Consider the following 15,144-nt stretch of genomic DNA (forward strand, 5'->3'; position numbering starts at 1 on the left):
ATTAGGTTGTCCCGTATTAATGTCTGAAATGCCGCATGCCAGTCAATACCATCGCAATATTGTGCTCGTCAGCCGCTGCGATCACTTCTGCGTCGCGCATCGAGCCGCCTGGATGGATTACCGCAGTTATGCCTGCCGCCGCTGCCGCGTCGATGCCGTCGCGGAATGGGAAGAAGGCGTCGGAGGCCATTACCGAGCCCGGCACGGTTAAGCCTTCATCGGCGGCCTTGATACCGGCGATTTTTGCCGAATAGACCCGACTCATTTGGCCGGCGCCAATGCCGACGGTCTGGCCGTTTTTACCGTAAACGATGGCATTGGATTTGACGAATTTAGCGACTTTCCAGACGAATAGTAGATCTGCCAATTCTTGTTCAGTCGGTGCGCGTTTGCTGACTATTTTCAAATCGGCAGCTCTAATCTTGCCGATGTCCTTCTCTTGAACTAACAAACCGCCCGCGACGCGTTTAAACTCTAGGGCTGATTCATCGGTATTCGGCCAATAGCCAGTCTCCAGGACCCGGACGTTCTGCTTTTTGGCCAACGCCGCTTGCGCACCCGCTGATATGGCCGGCGCGATGATGACTTCGACGAACTGGCGTCCTGCGATTTCCGCCGCGGTATTTTCGTCCAATTCGCGGTTGAAAGCGATGATGCCGCCAAAAGCAGAGGTCGGGTCGGTCGCGTACGCCAGATTGTAGGCGTCAAAAATGTCGCCGCTTACCGCGACACCGCAGGGATTGGCGTGCTTGACGATCACGCAGGCCGGTTGGTCGTTAAATGCTTTGACGCATTCCAATGCCGCATCGGCATCGGCAATATTATTGTAAGACAGTTCTTTGCCTTGCAATTGCTTGGCGCTTGCGATGCTGCCAGCCGGTGGATTTTTTTCGCCATAAAAAGCTGCATTTTGATGCGGATTTTCGCCGTAACGCATGTTCTGTAGGCGATGGAATTGCAGATTTAGAGTTTCCGGGAAATCACCGCCATCGAGGACTTTACTGAGGTAAGCGGCAATCATCGTATCGTAACGCGCGGTATGCTCGAAGCTCTTTAGCGCCAATTTAAAACGGGTATCGTGGCTTAGGGCGCTTGCATTAGCTTGTAACTCGGCCAAAATTTTCGGGTAATCGATAGGGTCGACAACGATAGCCACGTCGTTATGGTTCTTGGCTGCGCCGCGGATCATGCTTGGGCCGCCGATGTCGATATTTTCTATCGCGGTTTCCAGGTCGCAATCGGGTTTTGCGACGGTTTGTTCGAACGGATACAAGTTCACCACCACCATATCGATGGCTTTGATGCCGTTCTCGGCCATCACTCCGTCATCGATGCCGCGCCGACCTAGAATGCCGCCATGAACTTTGGGATGCAGGGTTTTAACGCGGCCGTCCATCATTTCCGGGAAGCCGGTGTAGTCGGAAACTTCAGTAACGGCAATATTATTGTCGGCTAGCAGTTTAGCCGTACCGCCGGTGGATAATAACTCGATGCCCAGGTGGTTTAGTTCCCGGCAAAACTCCAGAATACCGGTTTTGTCGGAGACGCTGACCAAGGCGCGGGTCACTCTTTTATTTATGCCCAAAGCGGGATTCATGCAAACCTCAAGAAAGGGTAAAAAGATGGGGTGGAAATTAACCTATGCCGTAATGTTCAAGTTTTTTGCGTAAGGTGCTGCGGCTGAGGCCGAGGATAATCGCGGCTTTGCTTTGATTGTAATCGCAGTGTTTCAGTGTGGTTTCCAATAAAGGTCTTTCCACTTCTGCTAACACTAAATGATATAAGCCGCTGGAATCGTGCCCGTTTAGGTGGGCGAAATAGTCTTCGACGCAATGACGGACATGGTCAGACAGCGTTTGCTCGCTGCCGGTGACTTTATGTGTAAGGTGTTTTCCCATCTAGGCGGCTCGTGGTGTCAGCAAATTGAAAGAGGCATTGACGAGCGCGAGTTGCCGCGCAGCGTGTTGGGCTTGGTTAATCGCAGTCTTTTGGTCGGCAGGCAAAGCGCCGAGATGATCGAAATACCAGCCGATGTGCTTGCGGGCGATTCTAACACCACTGTCGTTGCCATAAAAACTGTATAAATTTTCCAGATGTCGGTTAATGACGGCTTTGATGTCGGTCAAGCAAAGTGGTGAATATGTGGTGTTGCTGAGATGGGCGACTAGGTCGCTAAATATCCAGGGATTGCCTTGTGCAGCTCGCCCTATCATCACCGCATCGGCACCCGTATATGCCAAGACCTGCCTGGCTTTGGCGGCGCTATCGATATCGCCGTTGGCGACAATCGGAATGCTGACGCTTTTTTTGACCTGTTTGATCGTGTCGTACTCGGCATTTCCGCTAAATTTGCAGGCTCGGCTGCGTCCGTGGATGGTGAGCGCTTGAATGCCGCAGCTCTCAGCAATCTTGGCGATGCTTGGCGCGTTTCTATTGGCTAAGTCCCAGCCCGTGCGAATCTTCAGGGTTACCGGAATTTCCACTGCATTAATTACCGCATCTAAAATTTTAGCCACTAATGACTCATTTTTCAGCAGCGCTGAACCCGCCGCCACCGAGCAAACTTTTTTTGCCGGGCAGCCCATATTGATGTCGATAATCTGCGCGCCTCGGTCTTGGTTTAATTTGGCCGCTTCAGCCATTTGCCGAGGATCGGTACCCAAAATTTGTACCGAGCGCAGGCTAACGCCGCCGTTGTAATCGAGCTTTTTCAGAGTGCGCGGGTGATGTTGCAAGCTGCGATTAGAAATCACCATTTCCGACACAGTGAGGCCCGCGCCAAATTCGCTACATATTTGCCGAAACGGCGCGTCTGTAATGCCCGCCATCGGTGCTAATAATACTTGGTTGGGAAGTTCGTAAGGGCCAATTCGCATGAAAAGCCAAGCTAGTCGAAAAAGGCGGCAAATGATACCCGAAAACGCGCGGATTAACGACGGTTAGAGGAATGTTCTTGAAAATCGTTGATGGCGTTGATTTGGGAGTAAGTCCTGATTGTTAATTTGGCTTTTAAATATTCTGTGACCATCCTTGCCGCGAAATCCGGGAATGAAGCAGAAGCTTAAGCAATCGGAGAGATTTCCGGATTTGTTGAAGAGGATTGCATCGTTTGCCTGCGATGAAGTAGTCTTGGTGGAACAATTATGGAGTTCAATTAAATGGATAAACAAAGCTCAAATACTGTTTGGCATCATGCCACGGTAACGCGTAGTCGCCGAGAGGCACTAAACGGGCATAAATCCGCTATTTTGTGGTTTACCGGCTTGTCCGGGGCCGGCAAGTCAACCTTGGCTCATGCCGTCGAAGAGCGTTTGCATCAATTAAAGTGTCGAACGTTTGTGTTGGATGGCGATAACGTTCGCCAAGGGTTATGTGGCGATCTGGGATTTAGTCATCAAGACCGGCAGGAGAATATCCGTAGAATTGCCGAAGTCGCCAAACTGATGCTGGAAGCCGGTACGATAACGTTAACTGCCTTTATTTCGCCCTTCCGGGCCGAACGGCAGTATGCGCGAAATTTGGTACCGCACGGCGATTTTATCGAAATTTACTGCAACTGCGATTTGTCTGTGTGCGAACAGCGGGATGTAAAAGGCCTATACAAAAAAGCGCGGCAAGGCGATATCAAGCTATTCACCGGTATATCTTCGCCGTATGAAGTGCCGGAAAAACCCGATTTGATAATAGATACCGGGATTTATGAGTTGGAAATGTGTGCCGATCAAGTGATGAACATGCTCGAACTGCGTGGTGTTATCGCTCCTACTCAAAGAGAAATGTAAAGTGAATATCGACGTATTTAATGGCGATGCGGATGGTATTTGTGCGTTGTTACAGTTGCGCCTGGCTTGTCCCTTGGAGTCGACACTTGTTACGGGGGTCAAGCGCGACATCGATTTGCTAAGTCGAGTTTGCGCTGAAGTAGGCGATCAGATAGTTGTGCTAGACATCTCTCTCGATAAGAATCGCCTGCCTCTGTGCGAACTCCTTAACAAAGGTGTCAGTATTTTTTACATGGATCACCATTATGCAGGTGAAATTCCAGTTCACCAGGGTCTAACCTCTTTAATAAGCACTGATGCGAATGTTTGCACAAGTTTATTGATGAACATACATTTAAAGCAACGCTTTACCGAGTGGGCTGTGACAGGGGCTTTTGGTGATAATTTGGATGCTTCGGCAAGCGAAGCCGCTAAGTTACTTAATTTAACGGCCCAAGAATTGCTTCAACTAAAGCAACTGGGAATCGCTATCAATTACAACGCTTACGGTACGTGTATCGATGATCTATATTTTGCTCCGGATATGCTCTATAGGCAGCTGGAAGGTTATATATCGCCGTTTGACTTTATCAGAGATAAGGCGGAAGTTTGTCAGCAATTATTTAATGGTTATAACGAGGATATGCGTCTAGCTGCACAAGTTGACGCTGAATATAAGACAGACAGCATCTCGGTATATATTTTGCCCGATGAAAAATGGGCAAGGCGGGTATCTGGTGTGTGGGGGAATCAACTGGCTAATCAGTACCCGGATAGGGCTCACGCAATCGTTAGCAACAATCAAAGGGGAGGTTATCAAATTAGTGTTAGAGCCCCATTGAATAATAAAGTTGGCGCAGATGTGTTATGTGCCTTATTTTCCGGTGGCGGCCGTAAGGCAGCGGCAGGTATTAATCATATTCCATACCAGCAGTTGAGCAATTTTGTAGCCGCTTTTCAAAGCCAATATCAATGAGCCAAGTTTTTTGTGAAAAATAGCTTATTAATTTCTTGTGTTGTTTATACGATTTTTGTCGTTTATGGCAGTTTGGTGCCATGGCAATTTAATAGTATTTCGTTAAGCGATGCTTGGTTTCGTTTTCAGAATATTGAGTATTTGACACTGGGTATTGCCTCAAGAGCAGATTGGGTTGCCAATATTCTGCTATTTATACCGCTTGCCTTTCTTTGGCTGGGTATGCTTTCCCTAAAACAACAAATTTTTGGCAGGTGCGTGTCGTCATTTTTTGTATTGATAGGCAGTTTTTTGCTTTGTTCGACTATTGAGTTTGCTCAGTTATTTTTTCCTCCCAGAACAGTGTCCTTAAACGACATAATAGCCGAAACTTTGGGAGCCATTATTGGTGTTTTTGCTTGGTGGATTCTTGGTGAAAGATTTGTCAATTGGTTGGAAAATTGGCAAATAAATAAAACCAATTCAGTTCCCTATTTGCAAATCTACTTGGGGTGTATGTTTTTTTACAGTGTCATGCCGCTGGATTTAACCCTAAGTCCTGTTGAGTTTTATCATAAATGGCATGAAGGGCGCGTTATTTTACTGCCATTTTTTGGGTTAAAAGGAGACGCTTTTCGAGATATATATGATTGCTTGTCTGACGTCATATTATGGCTGCCAATTCCTTGGCTATGGTATAAGTTGAAGCCTTTGGGTAAAGGCGATCTATTAAAAAGAGTTTTTTTCTCGGCAGCTATAATTGAGTTTTTCCAACTGTTTGTATACAGCAGGGTTACCGATGTTACGGACATTTTCCTTGCGTTGGTGGGTGGTTTTATTGGCGTGCAATTGATAGTTTTAGATTCAAATAGACTTGCTTTGGTTGGAAGCAGTAGTGGTTTGAAAACTTATCATAGATTCACTGTTTTATATGCGTGTTTAGCGTATTTTTTATGGGTATTGGTTGTCGGCTTTGTATTTTTGTACCCTTACGATTTTGAATGGAGTTATATAAGGCTTTCAACTTGGAGTGATAAGTTTTTTAGAGTACCTTTTTACGCTTATTATTATGGTACGGAATTCAGAGCTATTACAGAGGTTTTTCATAAAATTTTATTTTTTATGCCTTTTGGATTGATAGGGGGGTATGCTTTTCTGTCTGTTATTGGCCGTCATCAAGTAAACATCATTTTCTTAGCAGTAATAGTTTTGACGGCTTTGAGCATTGAATTTGTGCAATTGTTTTTGCCAAATAAAAATGTTGATATCACAGATGTTATTTTAGAGTCTTTTGGAGGATATCTCGGTTATTCGGTGGTCAAACTGCTGCAATTGAATAAACCTTCTTTGCCGGAGTCTAAAAACAAGCTGGAAAATGAGGTTTTGTTTACGATTTCAAGATCGCAGACTAATTTTACTGAAGGCTCGGCTCCCGTGAGTCGTCCAATAAATAAAACAAGCTACACCAATGGGAGTCTCCTATTTTTGCTGGCAGTGGTATCTGTATTTGTGACTTTTGGTGCGTTGATATTTGTCAGTGGCTCTGAGGCTATGCCTTACAATGTGAGGGAGTTATTTTCGAAAGAATACCGAATCGTCAGTGCTTTAGGCATAGCTATATTGATTTATTGGTGCTTTGCATATCCGCTATTTTCTTTGATGAATATATTGAAAAACGATAGGGGAGAAGTTTTTTTTTATGCTCGTTTTTTAGCAGTACATACGCTGATAGCATGGATATTGGTAAGGGTTATTGTTCCCCTAGAAAGTATACATGATGTGTTGGGATCCCCAATTTTGAGTGTCCCCGCAGAGCTAGAGCTAGCGTTTCGGTTTTTAGGTTTGTTTGGTGTTTATTCCTTAATCTCATTGATAGCCACTCATGCGGCGCTTTTTTGGGTGGTTTCAACCCGACAGTTGGTGCGGCTTTTTATTTTGGGTTTGTTTTGGATAGTTTTGTTACTGCCATTTGGGTATTGGGTCGTGGTTATTGAAGCTGCGACGGACAACCTAACAGAGTTAATGATCAATAGTGGCTATTCTTTCTCGGTCATCTGTATTGGTATTTATTTTTTTCTGGTCGGCTGGCTAGGTTCGTCCATTTTGTTTTTATCAGTTTTTAATAAAAATCGGCGCATTATTGTTATCGGATTATTATTTATAATTTCTTTTTGGTTAGGCTATCAGTTGTTAAGTTGGGGGACTGAACAGTTTATTCTAAAATATGATACTGTTTTTTCGGCTATGCAATTTTTGTTAAGTACTGATAGAAGTCATTTAATTTCTGGCGATATATTAAAGGCGCGTTTTTTTGTGGCGCACTTTGGGCTGATTTCATTGGTTTTTATGGCTCAGGCTCCGCTGTGTATGATTTTTCGTAACGTAGTTGCGTCAAGATATTCATCGCAATTAAATAGTCAAAGAGGCGTGTAATGAAGTACTTAGTCGTTCTTTTGTTTGCCAAGTGGCAATTTTAATTTTTTATTCTGTTTTTTAAATTGATATGTATTTTTGCGATTGGGTAGTCTTGCATGATATTTAGAGGTTTTCCATTCGCACTTATGCTGATGGCATTGTTGAGCATATTCTTTACTAATGTGGTAGCGATGGGTGTTCAGGCTGATCTTGTCGTAGATAATGTTAAAGAAAAAGATGACAAAGAGAAGATTCAATCAGCTCCAGATGGTGTTAAAGATATTCTAAGTTCGGTTGGTATTAAAAAAGATATTGCTAAAATCCATGATCATGAAATAGGCGTCGAAAACATCAGAGGCAAGGTTTCTCCGGGCGAACCCGCTGTTGATGATTATTCGATTTCACGACCTATATTTCGTCAGCAGGAAAAAATTAATAAAACTACGCAGGATTCCTTTTTTATTCGAGATTTTTTTGATACCAATTTTGTTGGGGGTATAGAAAACTACAATTACTCCGATGATGTATTTTCGTCTAAAAAATTCCTGGATGAAGTACGAGATGGTCTTGGGGAAGGAATATATAGCAAATTAGTTTGGACGTATTACGATCTTAAAGATATTGATGACAGAATATATGCTAGCATGGTCGGGTATGATTTAAGTAGCAGCAGTTTGTTGGGAAAGTTACAACAATTTATCGGGGTGGATGAGAATCTGAATGCTATGATGGTTTTCAAGAGCAGTCTTGGGATAACTGGGAAACCTGACGGCGATGGGGGTAGTAAAAATCAAGATTCCAATACTAATTCCAAGGTTATACTTGACTTTTCTCAACGTAATTTCGCAAGAAAAGAAGATGTCGACACTGGGCGACTTCAATATATTTTAGAATACTTGACGATAAAGAATTTTATATACAGCTTATTGGCATTAATGGGATTTGGTTCGGTTTGGCGGATGTTCAGGTTTTTTGTTAAGCAAGATTTAAGATAACTGCGCCTCCAAAAACATTAAGAAATCTTGTACATCTTTTGATGGAAAAAGTCGGGATAGGTTCTTGCTATTGAACTTGCCCCTATCGGTCTGTCAGCGGCTGAAATGGTCAATAAAAACCGGACACCGGTTTAGGCAGCGTGTTTCGAAAACTCCCGCTCGAATTCGATCAGAGTGATCTTGTCCCCATCTATCGGACACTCGGCTAAGAGAGTAATCTCTAACCCCGAGGAAAATCATGAAAGCTGAAAACAAATCAAAGATCCCCGTTGTACGCAACAAATATACCGCGCAGTTTAAAGAACAGGCCCTGGAGCGTGCCGACAAGGATGGCATACCAAAGAAGGCCAAAGATTTAGGGCTCGCCGAATCGATGCTGTACAACTGGCGAGCCAAAAGTCGCCAAACGGGACAGCCCTTCGAAGATCAACGCTACAGCAAGCCGAAGTGGCGCGGCTTAAACGAGAAAACGCCCGACTGGAAGAGGAAGTCGCCTTTTTAAAAAAGGCGGCAGCGTATTTATGCCCTGTGGGTAGTTTGCCAAACAGCCCAAGTGAAGTACGCCATGATCAAAGCCAATGAAGATCAATTTCCTGTGGGTCTCATGGGTCTCATGTGTCGCCTGTTAGCGGTCTCACGGAGTGGCTACTACGACTCTGGAAACACAAGCCGCTTTCCGCAGAGGCGAAGCCAATAAATGGCTAGCCAATGATATTAAACGTATTTTTGAGGATGAGAAAGGCCGTCTTGGTTAGCCCAGAATTACACAACGGCTAAAAGACGAAGGCAAATCAGCGGGCCGACACCGCGTAGCCAGAATCATGCGAAGCTATGACTGTAGAGCGAAAGCGGCTAAGAAATACAAGGCGATAACGAACAGAAACCACTCGATACTGGTCGCACGGTAATCCCTCCATTTTGAGCAGAGTCTAAAAGTAGAGGTTAAGCGGCGAGTGCCAACTTTTGTTTTGGCGTGATGCCGCCAATAGCCATGTTGGGCCGTTCATGATTGTAGGTCCATAATCAGCGTTGGGCAAAATCCTGAACCTGGGTGATTGAGTCAAACAGATACTTAGCCAGCCATTCGTAACGCACCGTTCGATTATAGCGCTCAACGTAGGCATTCTGTTACGGGTTGCCCGGTTGGATATAGTTGATCTGGATTCCCTGTTGCTCGGCCCAGGTTTTTAGCGTCTCGCTGATGTATTCCGGCCCATTGTCGCAGCGAATGGCGTCAGGTTTTCCGCGCCATTTATGCCCTATGGGTGCTTGATGATGCGATCAAAGGTGCGGGTGACCCGCAGCGTTGGTAACGAAAAATCCGCTTCTATCCCTAAGCCTTCCCGATTAAAGTCATCAATGACATTGAGCAAGCGGAACGCGCGCCCATCAGCCAGTTGATCGTGCATGAAATCTATCGACCAAACGGCGTTGATGCGGTCCGGAACAACCAAGGGTTGCGGGGTTTCCCTCACTAAACGCTTTTTAGGCTTGATCCGCAGGTTGAGTTCGAGTGCTCGATAAATCCGATAGACCCGCTTGTGATTCCAACGAAAGCCTTTCACATTGCGCAAATACAAGTAGCACAATCCAAAGCCCCGCGTGCGATGGGTGTCCGTCAGACGCCTCAGCCAGTCGGCAATCTCGGCGTTTTCCGTCGAGAGCTTAGACTGATAGCGATAACCGCTCTGCCTGATGCCTAAAGCCGAACACACCAACCGAAGACTGGCCCGCTTAGCTTGCAACAGGGTTTGCGCCATCTCGCGTCGGCAAGATGGCGTTAGGCCTTTTTTTCCAAGGCTTCCTTGATAATTTCGGCCTTTAGCCGTTCTTCGGCATACATTTTCTTCAGTCGCCGGTTTTCGTCTTCGAGTTCTTTCAGGCGTGCCATCAAGGACGCATTTATGCCGCCATATTTGGAACGCCATTTGTAAAACGTGGCAGAGCTAACACCGTGTTCCCGGCAAATCTCAGGCACTGGCGTGCCGGCGTCCGCTTGCTTCAAAATCGCCAGAATCTGGCTGTCACTAAATCGTGAGGTCTTCATGTAAAACTTCCTTCGTCTGTTACGAGAAAATTCTACTTTTAAACGCTGCTTTTTTCAGGGGGGGATTACCGCACCGAATCTGTTGGAACAAAATTTCACGGCATACGGCCCTGATCAAAAATGGGTGTCGGATATCACCTATATTTGGACGGAAGAAGGTTGGTTGTATTTAGCGGTGGTGCTTGAGCTTTATTCACGTCGAGTAATCGGTTTGGCCATCGGCGAGCGAATGACGGCAACGCTGGTTTGTGATGCCTTGATCATGGCGTTATCGCGTCAACAAATTCCAAAAGGTGTGGTTGTCCATTCGGAGCGGGGAGTCGGCATTGCTCTGCCGCTTATCAGAAGCTTTTCACCAAACACCAATTGATTTGTAGCAGGAGCAAGACAGGCGATTGCTATGATAATGCCGCCATGGAAAGTTGGAACCACAGCTTTAAAGTCGAAGCGATTCATGGTGAACGGTTTTTAACCCGATCAGCAGCCAAGTACCAAGCGTTCGAATATATCGAAGTGTATTACAATCGAAGATGGCTTCATTCCAAATTGGGCTATGTCAGCCCGGAAGTATTTGTAGCTAAAAAAATCCCTTAGTTTAGTGTCCTTCAAATCCGGGCAAGATCACTTTGCGATATGCCCAGATGATCGGCCGCTTGTTGCTGGCTGTAGTCTTTTTCCAGAACCAGTCTGGTGGCATTTTGTTTGAATTCCAGGCTGTATTTGGATCTATTGTATTTTTTGTCGTTACTCATGGTCACCTCCGCTAGCAGTATAAATTCTGCCTTTATAAGTGTCCGGGATTATTAGACCATTTCAATATAGCGTGGTATGTATGAGAGTGGCTAGGACATGTACATGTAGCAAGCCAATAAAAAGCCACCTAAGTTTTTTAAGGACTTAAGTGGCTCTTTAAGCTTTAACAAAAAGCGGGATTAATTGCGTTATAGCAAATGTATCCCGCCAGATTTATTAGCGGTAGCTTTTACGTAAGCCCATTCCCAACAAACCAACAGACAGCAAAAGCAGTGAGCCTGGCTCAGGAACTGAACCAGTTTTGCCCCTTAGTTCACCAGTACCGGTCAGCAGACCAGGAACGCCAGATGGTTGAAAGCTGTCGGAGAATGTGAAGTCTGCATTGCTCGCGCCAACTGAGACGCCATTGATAGCAGCGATTGTATTTGTATCAAAGAATGGTGCTGCTTGACCGCCCAACACGTCCCATGCGCCGTAGCCGCTACCTGTGTCACCGATTGCTGTAATGGATGCGCCATTCAAATCAGCATAGATAGCACCCAAGAAGGCAGCGCCCAAGCCGTATGCGTCGTAATTATGTCCGGTCAGTGTCAGCCAGATGTTACCGTCTGTCGCTGAGGCTAAATTTGATGCATCGAAATCTGCGGATGAATCATAATAAAACGTCATGGTCGCCGCATTGAAAATCGCTTCGCCGAAAGCATCGCCGTCGAAGTTACCTTGTTGAGACAAAGTAAATGAACCGGAATAGCTCAGCTCTGCACCAAGAGCAACGAAATTTGTTGCGCCGTTGACATTTGAAACAGTGCCGTAAAAGTTAACGACATCGCCAACAGCGTTAGCTTCTGTTTCCCAGATTGTGCCATTCATAGTAAAGTCGAAGCCGCTAGCCTCGTTCCAAGTTACTCCGCCGACGCTGGCAGCAAAAGATACGCTTGGTGCGATTAGTGCGCCCACCAATGTGAGCTTTGCAATTGAGTGTTTCATAAAATTTCCTGATTTAATGGGTTGTTAAGAGTGTTGGTTTACGTTTTACTTAAAGCAGAAAGCGTGCCATATAAAAAATACCTATAAAACAATAAGTTATTTTTTTAAGAATTTCAGATGTAAAAATTCCCGACAGGCTTGCTCTTGTTTCCTAATGCAGAGTGATTTTGGCCGCTGGCGTTACGAGAGTTTATTTTTTACCCGTTTTAGTTTGTAAATAATGGGTTATAGCAAGCTCCAAACAGTTTTTAACCGGCGGCAAGTCTGGACCACCATTTACTTGAAACAGATGGATTGTTTTATCGTTGCCAAAAATCTGCCTATCAGCCAAATAATCAAGAAAAATCGGAACGGTTTTTAGTTGGCGCAAAGTAGCTTGACTAACAATTGGCATCATCGCTCGCAGAAGTACTGTAAAAAATACTGACGATACGGCAATAACAGCCGGCAAAGGCATATCAACTTCACGCATCTTGTCGCGCACCAAATTTTGCAAATTGATCAATTGCATGGATAGGTGCGGACCCGAACAAAGATGAAGGATATTGTTCGTTGCAACCGTCCTCTGATCGGCGCTCCATTGGATCGCGCGTGCGACATAATCTACCGGCACTGTATCAAGCGTGGCGTCTTTTAAATTAGGTAGCAGGCCATGAGTTTTGGATCCTGAAATGAATTCGCACAAGTAATAAAAAATTTGAAAGTGGATAATCTTTCCGGTTTTTGAGTCGCCCACAACCATGCTGGGCCGGTGAACGGTTACCGGCAAATTGTAAAGTTCAATTTTTTGGCGAAGATAATCTTCGGCCTCGGCTTTGGATTGCTCATAGGTGTTGTGAAAGCTCCTCGGTTGGGTGATCCAAGTTTCCGGGACGACCCCCGACATTTTGCCGGCAACGCCAACGGTACTGACATATTCAACTTTTTGTAAATTTCCCGACGCTTGACAGGCTAGGGCAAGTTCTACAACGCTTTTTGCGGAGCCCAGCGCATGGTGTCTGGCCACTTCCAAGGGCAAATTCATTCTTACAACGCCCGCACAATGAATAATGTGGGTACATTGGCTAGATATTTCGGTGTAAACACTTTCAGATACTCCAAATTTTTCAAGATCGGCATCGCCTTGTAAAGCGATGACACGGTGTCTGGCGCTTGTTTCTTGTTCCTTATCCAGATTCCAAAAAAGGAATAGTTCTTCGAGACGATTTTTTAAATGCTCAGAGGATTCAGCGCGGATCAGCAGCCACACGAAGTTATCAGCTTCCTCCAAAAGTAAGGGCACCAAGGCACTGCCGACTGCACCCGTGGCACCAGTAACAAAAATTCTTTTTGCCATATGAGGGCACTCCTTGATGGATTGAATATTGCCGACGTCTAAAAATCCAGAATCACCGCTTTCGCAGTAGTGGTGAATTTTTAGCTGATCTGTATTGTAATTGAAACTAAAGTTTCAATAGCACGATATCGGGACTAGCTGAAATTGGTTGGGAATGGAGGGTCGATTTTGGGTCTTCCAACAAGTTATAAAGTTCGTTTATCCAATTTTCGTATTTGTGTCGGATATTTTTACGCCGAAGCTTCAGGTTTGTCGTTAGCTCTTGCTCAGCAACCGACAAGGTCTTAAACGAAAAAATGATGCCGACCGGGCGTTTATATTCAGGTAGACCGGCAATGGCCGCCGTTAGATTGATAGCGACTTTTTGCGCATAAGTGGTTATAGATTGGTCTTTAATGATATTTGAATCGCCAACGGTTATCAAAGCAACCAAGAACTTTCTGTTTTCGCCAAAAACAACAGCATGCTCTACAGCCATGTTGTTTTGGAGTACCGACTCGATCGCAACGGGTGCTATTTTTCTACCGGTTGACGTTTTAAAAACTTCGGATTTGCGTCCAGTCAAGCTTATAAAGCCTTGTGTGTCGATTTTTGCGTAGTCACCTGTCGGAAGGAATTTCGATTCATTGGCACTCTTTTCCGGGTGTTGGTCGTCAAGGTAGCCATCAAAAACGCCTATGCCTTTAACCAGTAGTTCTTCATCTTCCGCCAAGATTATGGTATTGCCGGGTAAGGCCTTGCCTACCGTGCCAAAACGGTATTCCGAAGGTCTATTTGCGGCAATAGGCACCACATTTTCGCTCAGGCCATAAGCCTCTAGAATCAACAGACCCAAGGCTTGGTAGCGATGTAACAACCATAGTGGCATGGCTGCCGATCCGCTCACCATATACCTTATGTTTTTGCCAAAAAGGGCGGTAAATGATTTAAAAATTTGGCGATTGGCGGTTCGGAAGAGCAAGCCGATAGCAGTTTGGCTTTCACCCTTTTTAAGGGAATATCGTAGGCATTGAGAAATAAGCTGCGGTTGTTGATTTAGCTTAGTTTCAAATCCCTGATAAAGTTTTTCATAAAAACGCGGAACGGCAATAAATATGTGCGGATTTATTGTTGGCAGGTATTCGATGATTTTTTGCGGCTGTTCCACAAAGTAGACTTCGGCTCCGCCTGCTAAAGCACATAAATTTACAATACGTTGAAAAAGGTTGGAAAGCGGCAGCCAACAAGCTAAATGACACGGCTGATGGTTTAACTCAGGGTAAGTTTGCAATATTGCGTCGATAGCGGCAATGATTTGATCATGTCGATAGGCTATGCCTTTTGGGGTTCCCGTAGTGCCTGAAGTGAAAAGGATGGTGGCGATATCCGAAGGCTGAAGTATATCGGGTTGCGGAGTGTCGTTGAGTTTGCCTGTTGCGGTCAGGGAGAGGTCTATATATTTAAGCTTATCTGGTTGATCCTCCAATGGGGCAGCATTAAACACAATAATGGTTTCGAATTGGCTAAGGTCTTGAAACTTACCCAAGTATTCGATGTGGTCTACTGCCAGTATTTTAGTATTTGCAATTTTTACGATGGCGTTTAACTGGTCGGGATTCTCGTTCGGATCGATACCGACCACAATCCCAGCCATTGCTAAAAAGGCATGATGGACTAGTTCCCAATCGTGCGAGGTGGTAGCCATGATCGCTGCCACTTGATTTTTTTTAACGCCAAGGTCTTTGAGTTTCCAGGATAAATCCATCGCTTTCCGATAAAACTCTAAGTTACTTATCGCATGCCAAGTACCATCAGTATTAAGAATCCAATGCGCTGTCTCGTCCGGATGTTCCTTCGCTCTGAGTTTTAATAAATCGGGAAGTGTCTTATATCGACTCATACGGTCTCCATTTAAG

At 45.1% G+C, this 15,144-nt stretch carries 13 protein-coding genes and 2 pseudogenes; 7 read left to right on the forward strand and 8 right to left on the reverse strand.

The genetic code is table 11. The annotated features are described in order from the left end of the window. Positions 1 to 16: 16 nt before the first annotated feature. From purH to dusB, 3 genes are read right to left on the reverse strand one after another with little or no spacing between them, the layout of a single operon-like run. Complete coding sequence (purH, locus tag ACR64Q_RS03835; RefSeq protein ID WP_313733632.1) at positions 17 to 1,597, reverse strand: bifunctional phosphoribosylaminoimidazolecarboxamide formyltransferase/IMP cyclohydrolase; 1,581 nt, start codon at positions 1,595 to 1,597, stop codon at positions 17 to 19. Positions 1,598 to 1,634: 37 nt separating this feature from the next. Then, positions 1,635 to 1,898: a helix-turn-helix domain-containing protein gene (locus ACR64Q_RS03840; RefSeq protein ID WP_020485063.1), complete on the reverse strand. Its 264-nt coding sequence runs from the start codon at positions 1,896 to 1,898 to the stop codon at positions 1,635 to 1,637. Next, positions 1,899 to 2,876 (reverse strand): tRNA dihydrouridine synthase DusB, encoded by a 978-nt coding sequence (gene dusB / locus ACR64Q_RS03845; RefSeq protein ID WP_313733633.1) that lies wholly within the window; start codon positions 2,874 to 2,876, stop codon positions 1,899 to 1,901. A 282-nt stretch (positions 2,877 to 3,158) separates the two neighbouring features. Between dusB and cysC the strand changes: the two genes are divergently transcribed. The 6 genes from cysC to ACR64Q_RS03875 all read left to right on the forward strand — a co-directional run bounded on the left by cysC (position 3,159) and on the right by ACR64Q_RS03875 (position 9,034). Further along, on the forward strand, positions 3,159 to 3,782 hold the full coding sequence (cysC, locus tag ACR64Q_RS03850; RefSeq protein ID WP_313733634.1) for an adenylyl-sulfate kinase: 624 nt from the start codon (positions 3,159 to 3,161) through the stop codon (positions 3,780 to 3,782). Between the two features lies 1 nt (position 3,783). Beyond that, positions 3,784 to 4,737 (forward strand): DHHA1 domain-containing protein, encoded by a 954-nt coding sequence (locus ACR64Q_RS03855; RefSeq protein WP_313733635.1) that lies wholly within the window; start codon positions 3,784 to 3,786, stop codon positions 4,735 to 4,737. 12 nt (positions 4,738 to 4,749) lie between these two features. Continuing rightward, the gene (locus tag ACR64Q_RS03860; RefSeq protein ID WP_313733636.1) at positions 4,750 to 7,149 is read left to right on the forward strand and encodes a VanZ family protein; all 2,400 of its coding nucleotides are present in this window, start codon (positions 4,750 to 4,752) and stop codon (positions 7,147 to 7,149) included. Between the two features lie 98 nt (positions 7,150 to 7,247). After that, entirely contained in the window at positions 7,248 to 8,126 is an 879-nt protein-coding gene (locus ACR64Q_RS03865) for a hypothetical protein (RefSeq protein ID WP_483823273.1), read from the forward strand. A gap of 238 nt (positions 8,127 to 8,364) precedes the next feature. Then, on the forward strand, positions 8,365 to 8,628 hold the full coding sequence (locus tag ACR64Q_RS03870; RefSeq protein ID WP_026603786.1) for a transposase: 264 nt from the start codon (positions 8,365 to 8,367) through the stop codon (positions 8,626 to 8,628). Between the two features lie 259 nt (positions 8,629 to 8,887). Continuing rightward, entirely contained in the window at positions 8,888 to 9,034 is a 147-nt protein-coding gene (locus ACR64Q_RS03875) for a hypothetical protein (RefSeq protein WP_409521208.1), read from the forward strand. A gap of 34 nt (positions 9,035 to 9,068) precedes the next feature. On the opposite strand, the pseudogene ACR64Q_RS03880 reads toward ACR64Q_RS03875, so the two are convergent. Continuing rightward, positions 9,069 to 10,173, reverse strand: a pseudogene (locus ACR64Q_RS03880) (IS3 family transposase). Between the two features lie 70 nt (positions 10,174 to 10,243). On the opposite strand from ACR64Q_RS03880, the pseudogene ACR64Q_RS03885 reads away from it, so the two are divergent. Continuing rightward, positions 10,244 to 10,767 (forward strand): annotated as a pseudogene (locus ACR64Q_RS03885) (IS3 family transposase); the annotation flags it as partial. Between the two features lie 11 nt (positions 10,768 to 10,778). On the opposite strand, the gene ACR64Q_RS03890 reads toward ACR64Q_RS03885, so the two are convergent. From ACR64Q_RS03890 to ACR64Q_RS03905, 4 genes are all read right to left on the reverse strand, one after another. Further along, on the reverse strand, positions 10,779 to 10,925 hold the full coding sequence (locus ACR64Q_RS03890) for a transposase (RefSeq protein ID WP_313733637.1): 147 nt from the start codon (positions 10,923 to 10,925) through the stop codon (positions 10,779 to 10,781). A 217-nt stretch (positions 10,926 to 11,142) separates the two neighbouring features. After that, the gene (locus ACR64Q_RS03895; RefSeq protein ID WP_313733638.1) at positions 11,143 to 11,913 is read right to left on the reverse strand and encodes a PEP-CTERM sorting domain-containing protein; all 771 of its coding nucleotides are present in this window, start codon (positions 11,911 to 11,913) and stop codon (positions 11,143 to 11,145) included. A gap of 190 nt (positions 11,914 to 12,103) precedes the next feature. Further along, positions 12,104 to 13,249, reverse strand: a complete 1,146-nt coding sequence (locus ACR64Q_RS03900) for an SDR family oxidoreductase (RefSeq protein ID WP_313733639.1) — start codon at positions 13,247 to 13,249, stop codon at positions 12,104 to 12,106. A gap of 106 nt (positions 13,250 to 13,355) precedes the next feature. Further along, entirely contained in the window at positions 13,356 to 15,128 is a 1,773-nt protein-coding gene (locus ACR64Q_RS03905; protein ID WP_313733640.1) for an AMP-dependent synthetase/ligase, read from the reverse strand. Positions 15,129 to 15,144 lie beyond the last annotated feature (16 nt).

This window comes from Methylomonas sp. 2F7, from assembly GCF_057126975.1.

Bases quoted from the DNA above. Each gene is read 5' to 3' on its own strand.
- dusB (WP_313733633.1), bottom strand. From the start codon at position 2,876: ATGCGAATTGGCCCTTACGAACTTCCCAACCAAGTATTATTAGCACCG.
- ACR64Q_RS03870 (WP_026603786.1), top strand. From the start codon at position 8,365: ATGAAAGCTGAAAACAAATCAAAGATCCCCGTTGTACGCAACAAATAT.
- ACR64Q_RS03865 (WP_483823273.1), top strand. From the start codon at position 7,248: ATGATATTTAGAGGTTTTCCATTCGCACTTATGCTGATGGCATTGTTG.
- ACR64Q_RS03840 (WP_020485063.1), bottom strand. From the start codon at position 1,898: ATGGGAAAACACCTTACACATAAAGTCACCGGCAGCGAGCAAACGCTG.
- ACR64Q_RS03905 (WP_313733640.1), bottom strand. From the start codon at position 15,128: ATGAGTCGATATAAGACACTTCCCGATTTATTAAAACTCAGAGCGAAG.
- ACR64Q_RS03900 (WP_313733639.1), bottom strand. From the start codon at position 13,249: ATGGCAAAAAGAATTTTTGTTACTGGTGCCACGGGTGCAGTCGGCAGT.
- ACR64Q_RS03895 (WP_313733638.1), bottom strand. From the start codon at position 11,913: ATGAAACACTCAATTGCAAAGCTCACATTGGTGGGCGCACTAATCGCA.
- purH (WP_313733632.1), bottom strand. From the start codon at position 1,597: ATGAATCCCGCTTTGGGCATAAATAAAAGAGTGACCCGCGCCTTGGTC.
- ACR64Q_RS03890 (WP_313733637.1), bottom strand. From the start codon at position 10,925: ATGAGTAACGACAAAAAATACAATAGATCCAAATACAGCCTGGAATTC.
- cysC (WP_313733634.1), top strand. From the start codon at position 3,159: ATGGATAAACAAAGCTCAAATACTGTTTGGCATCATGCCACGGTAACG.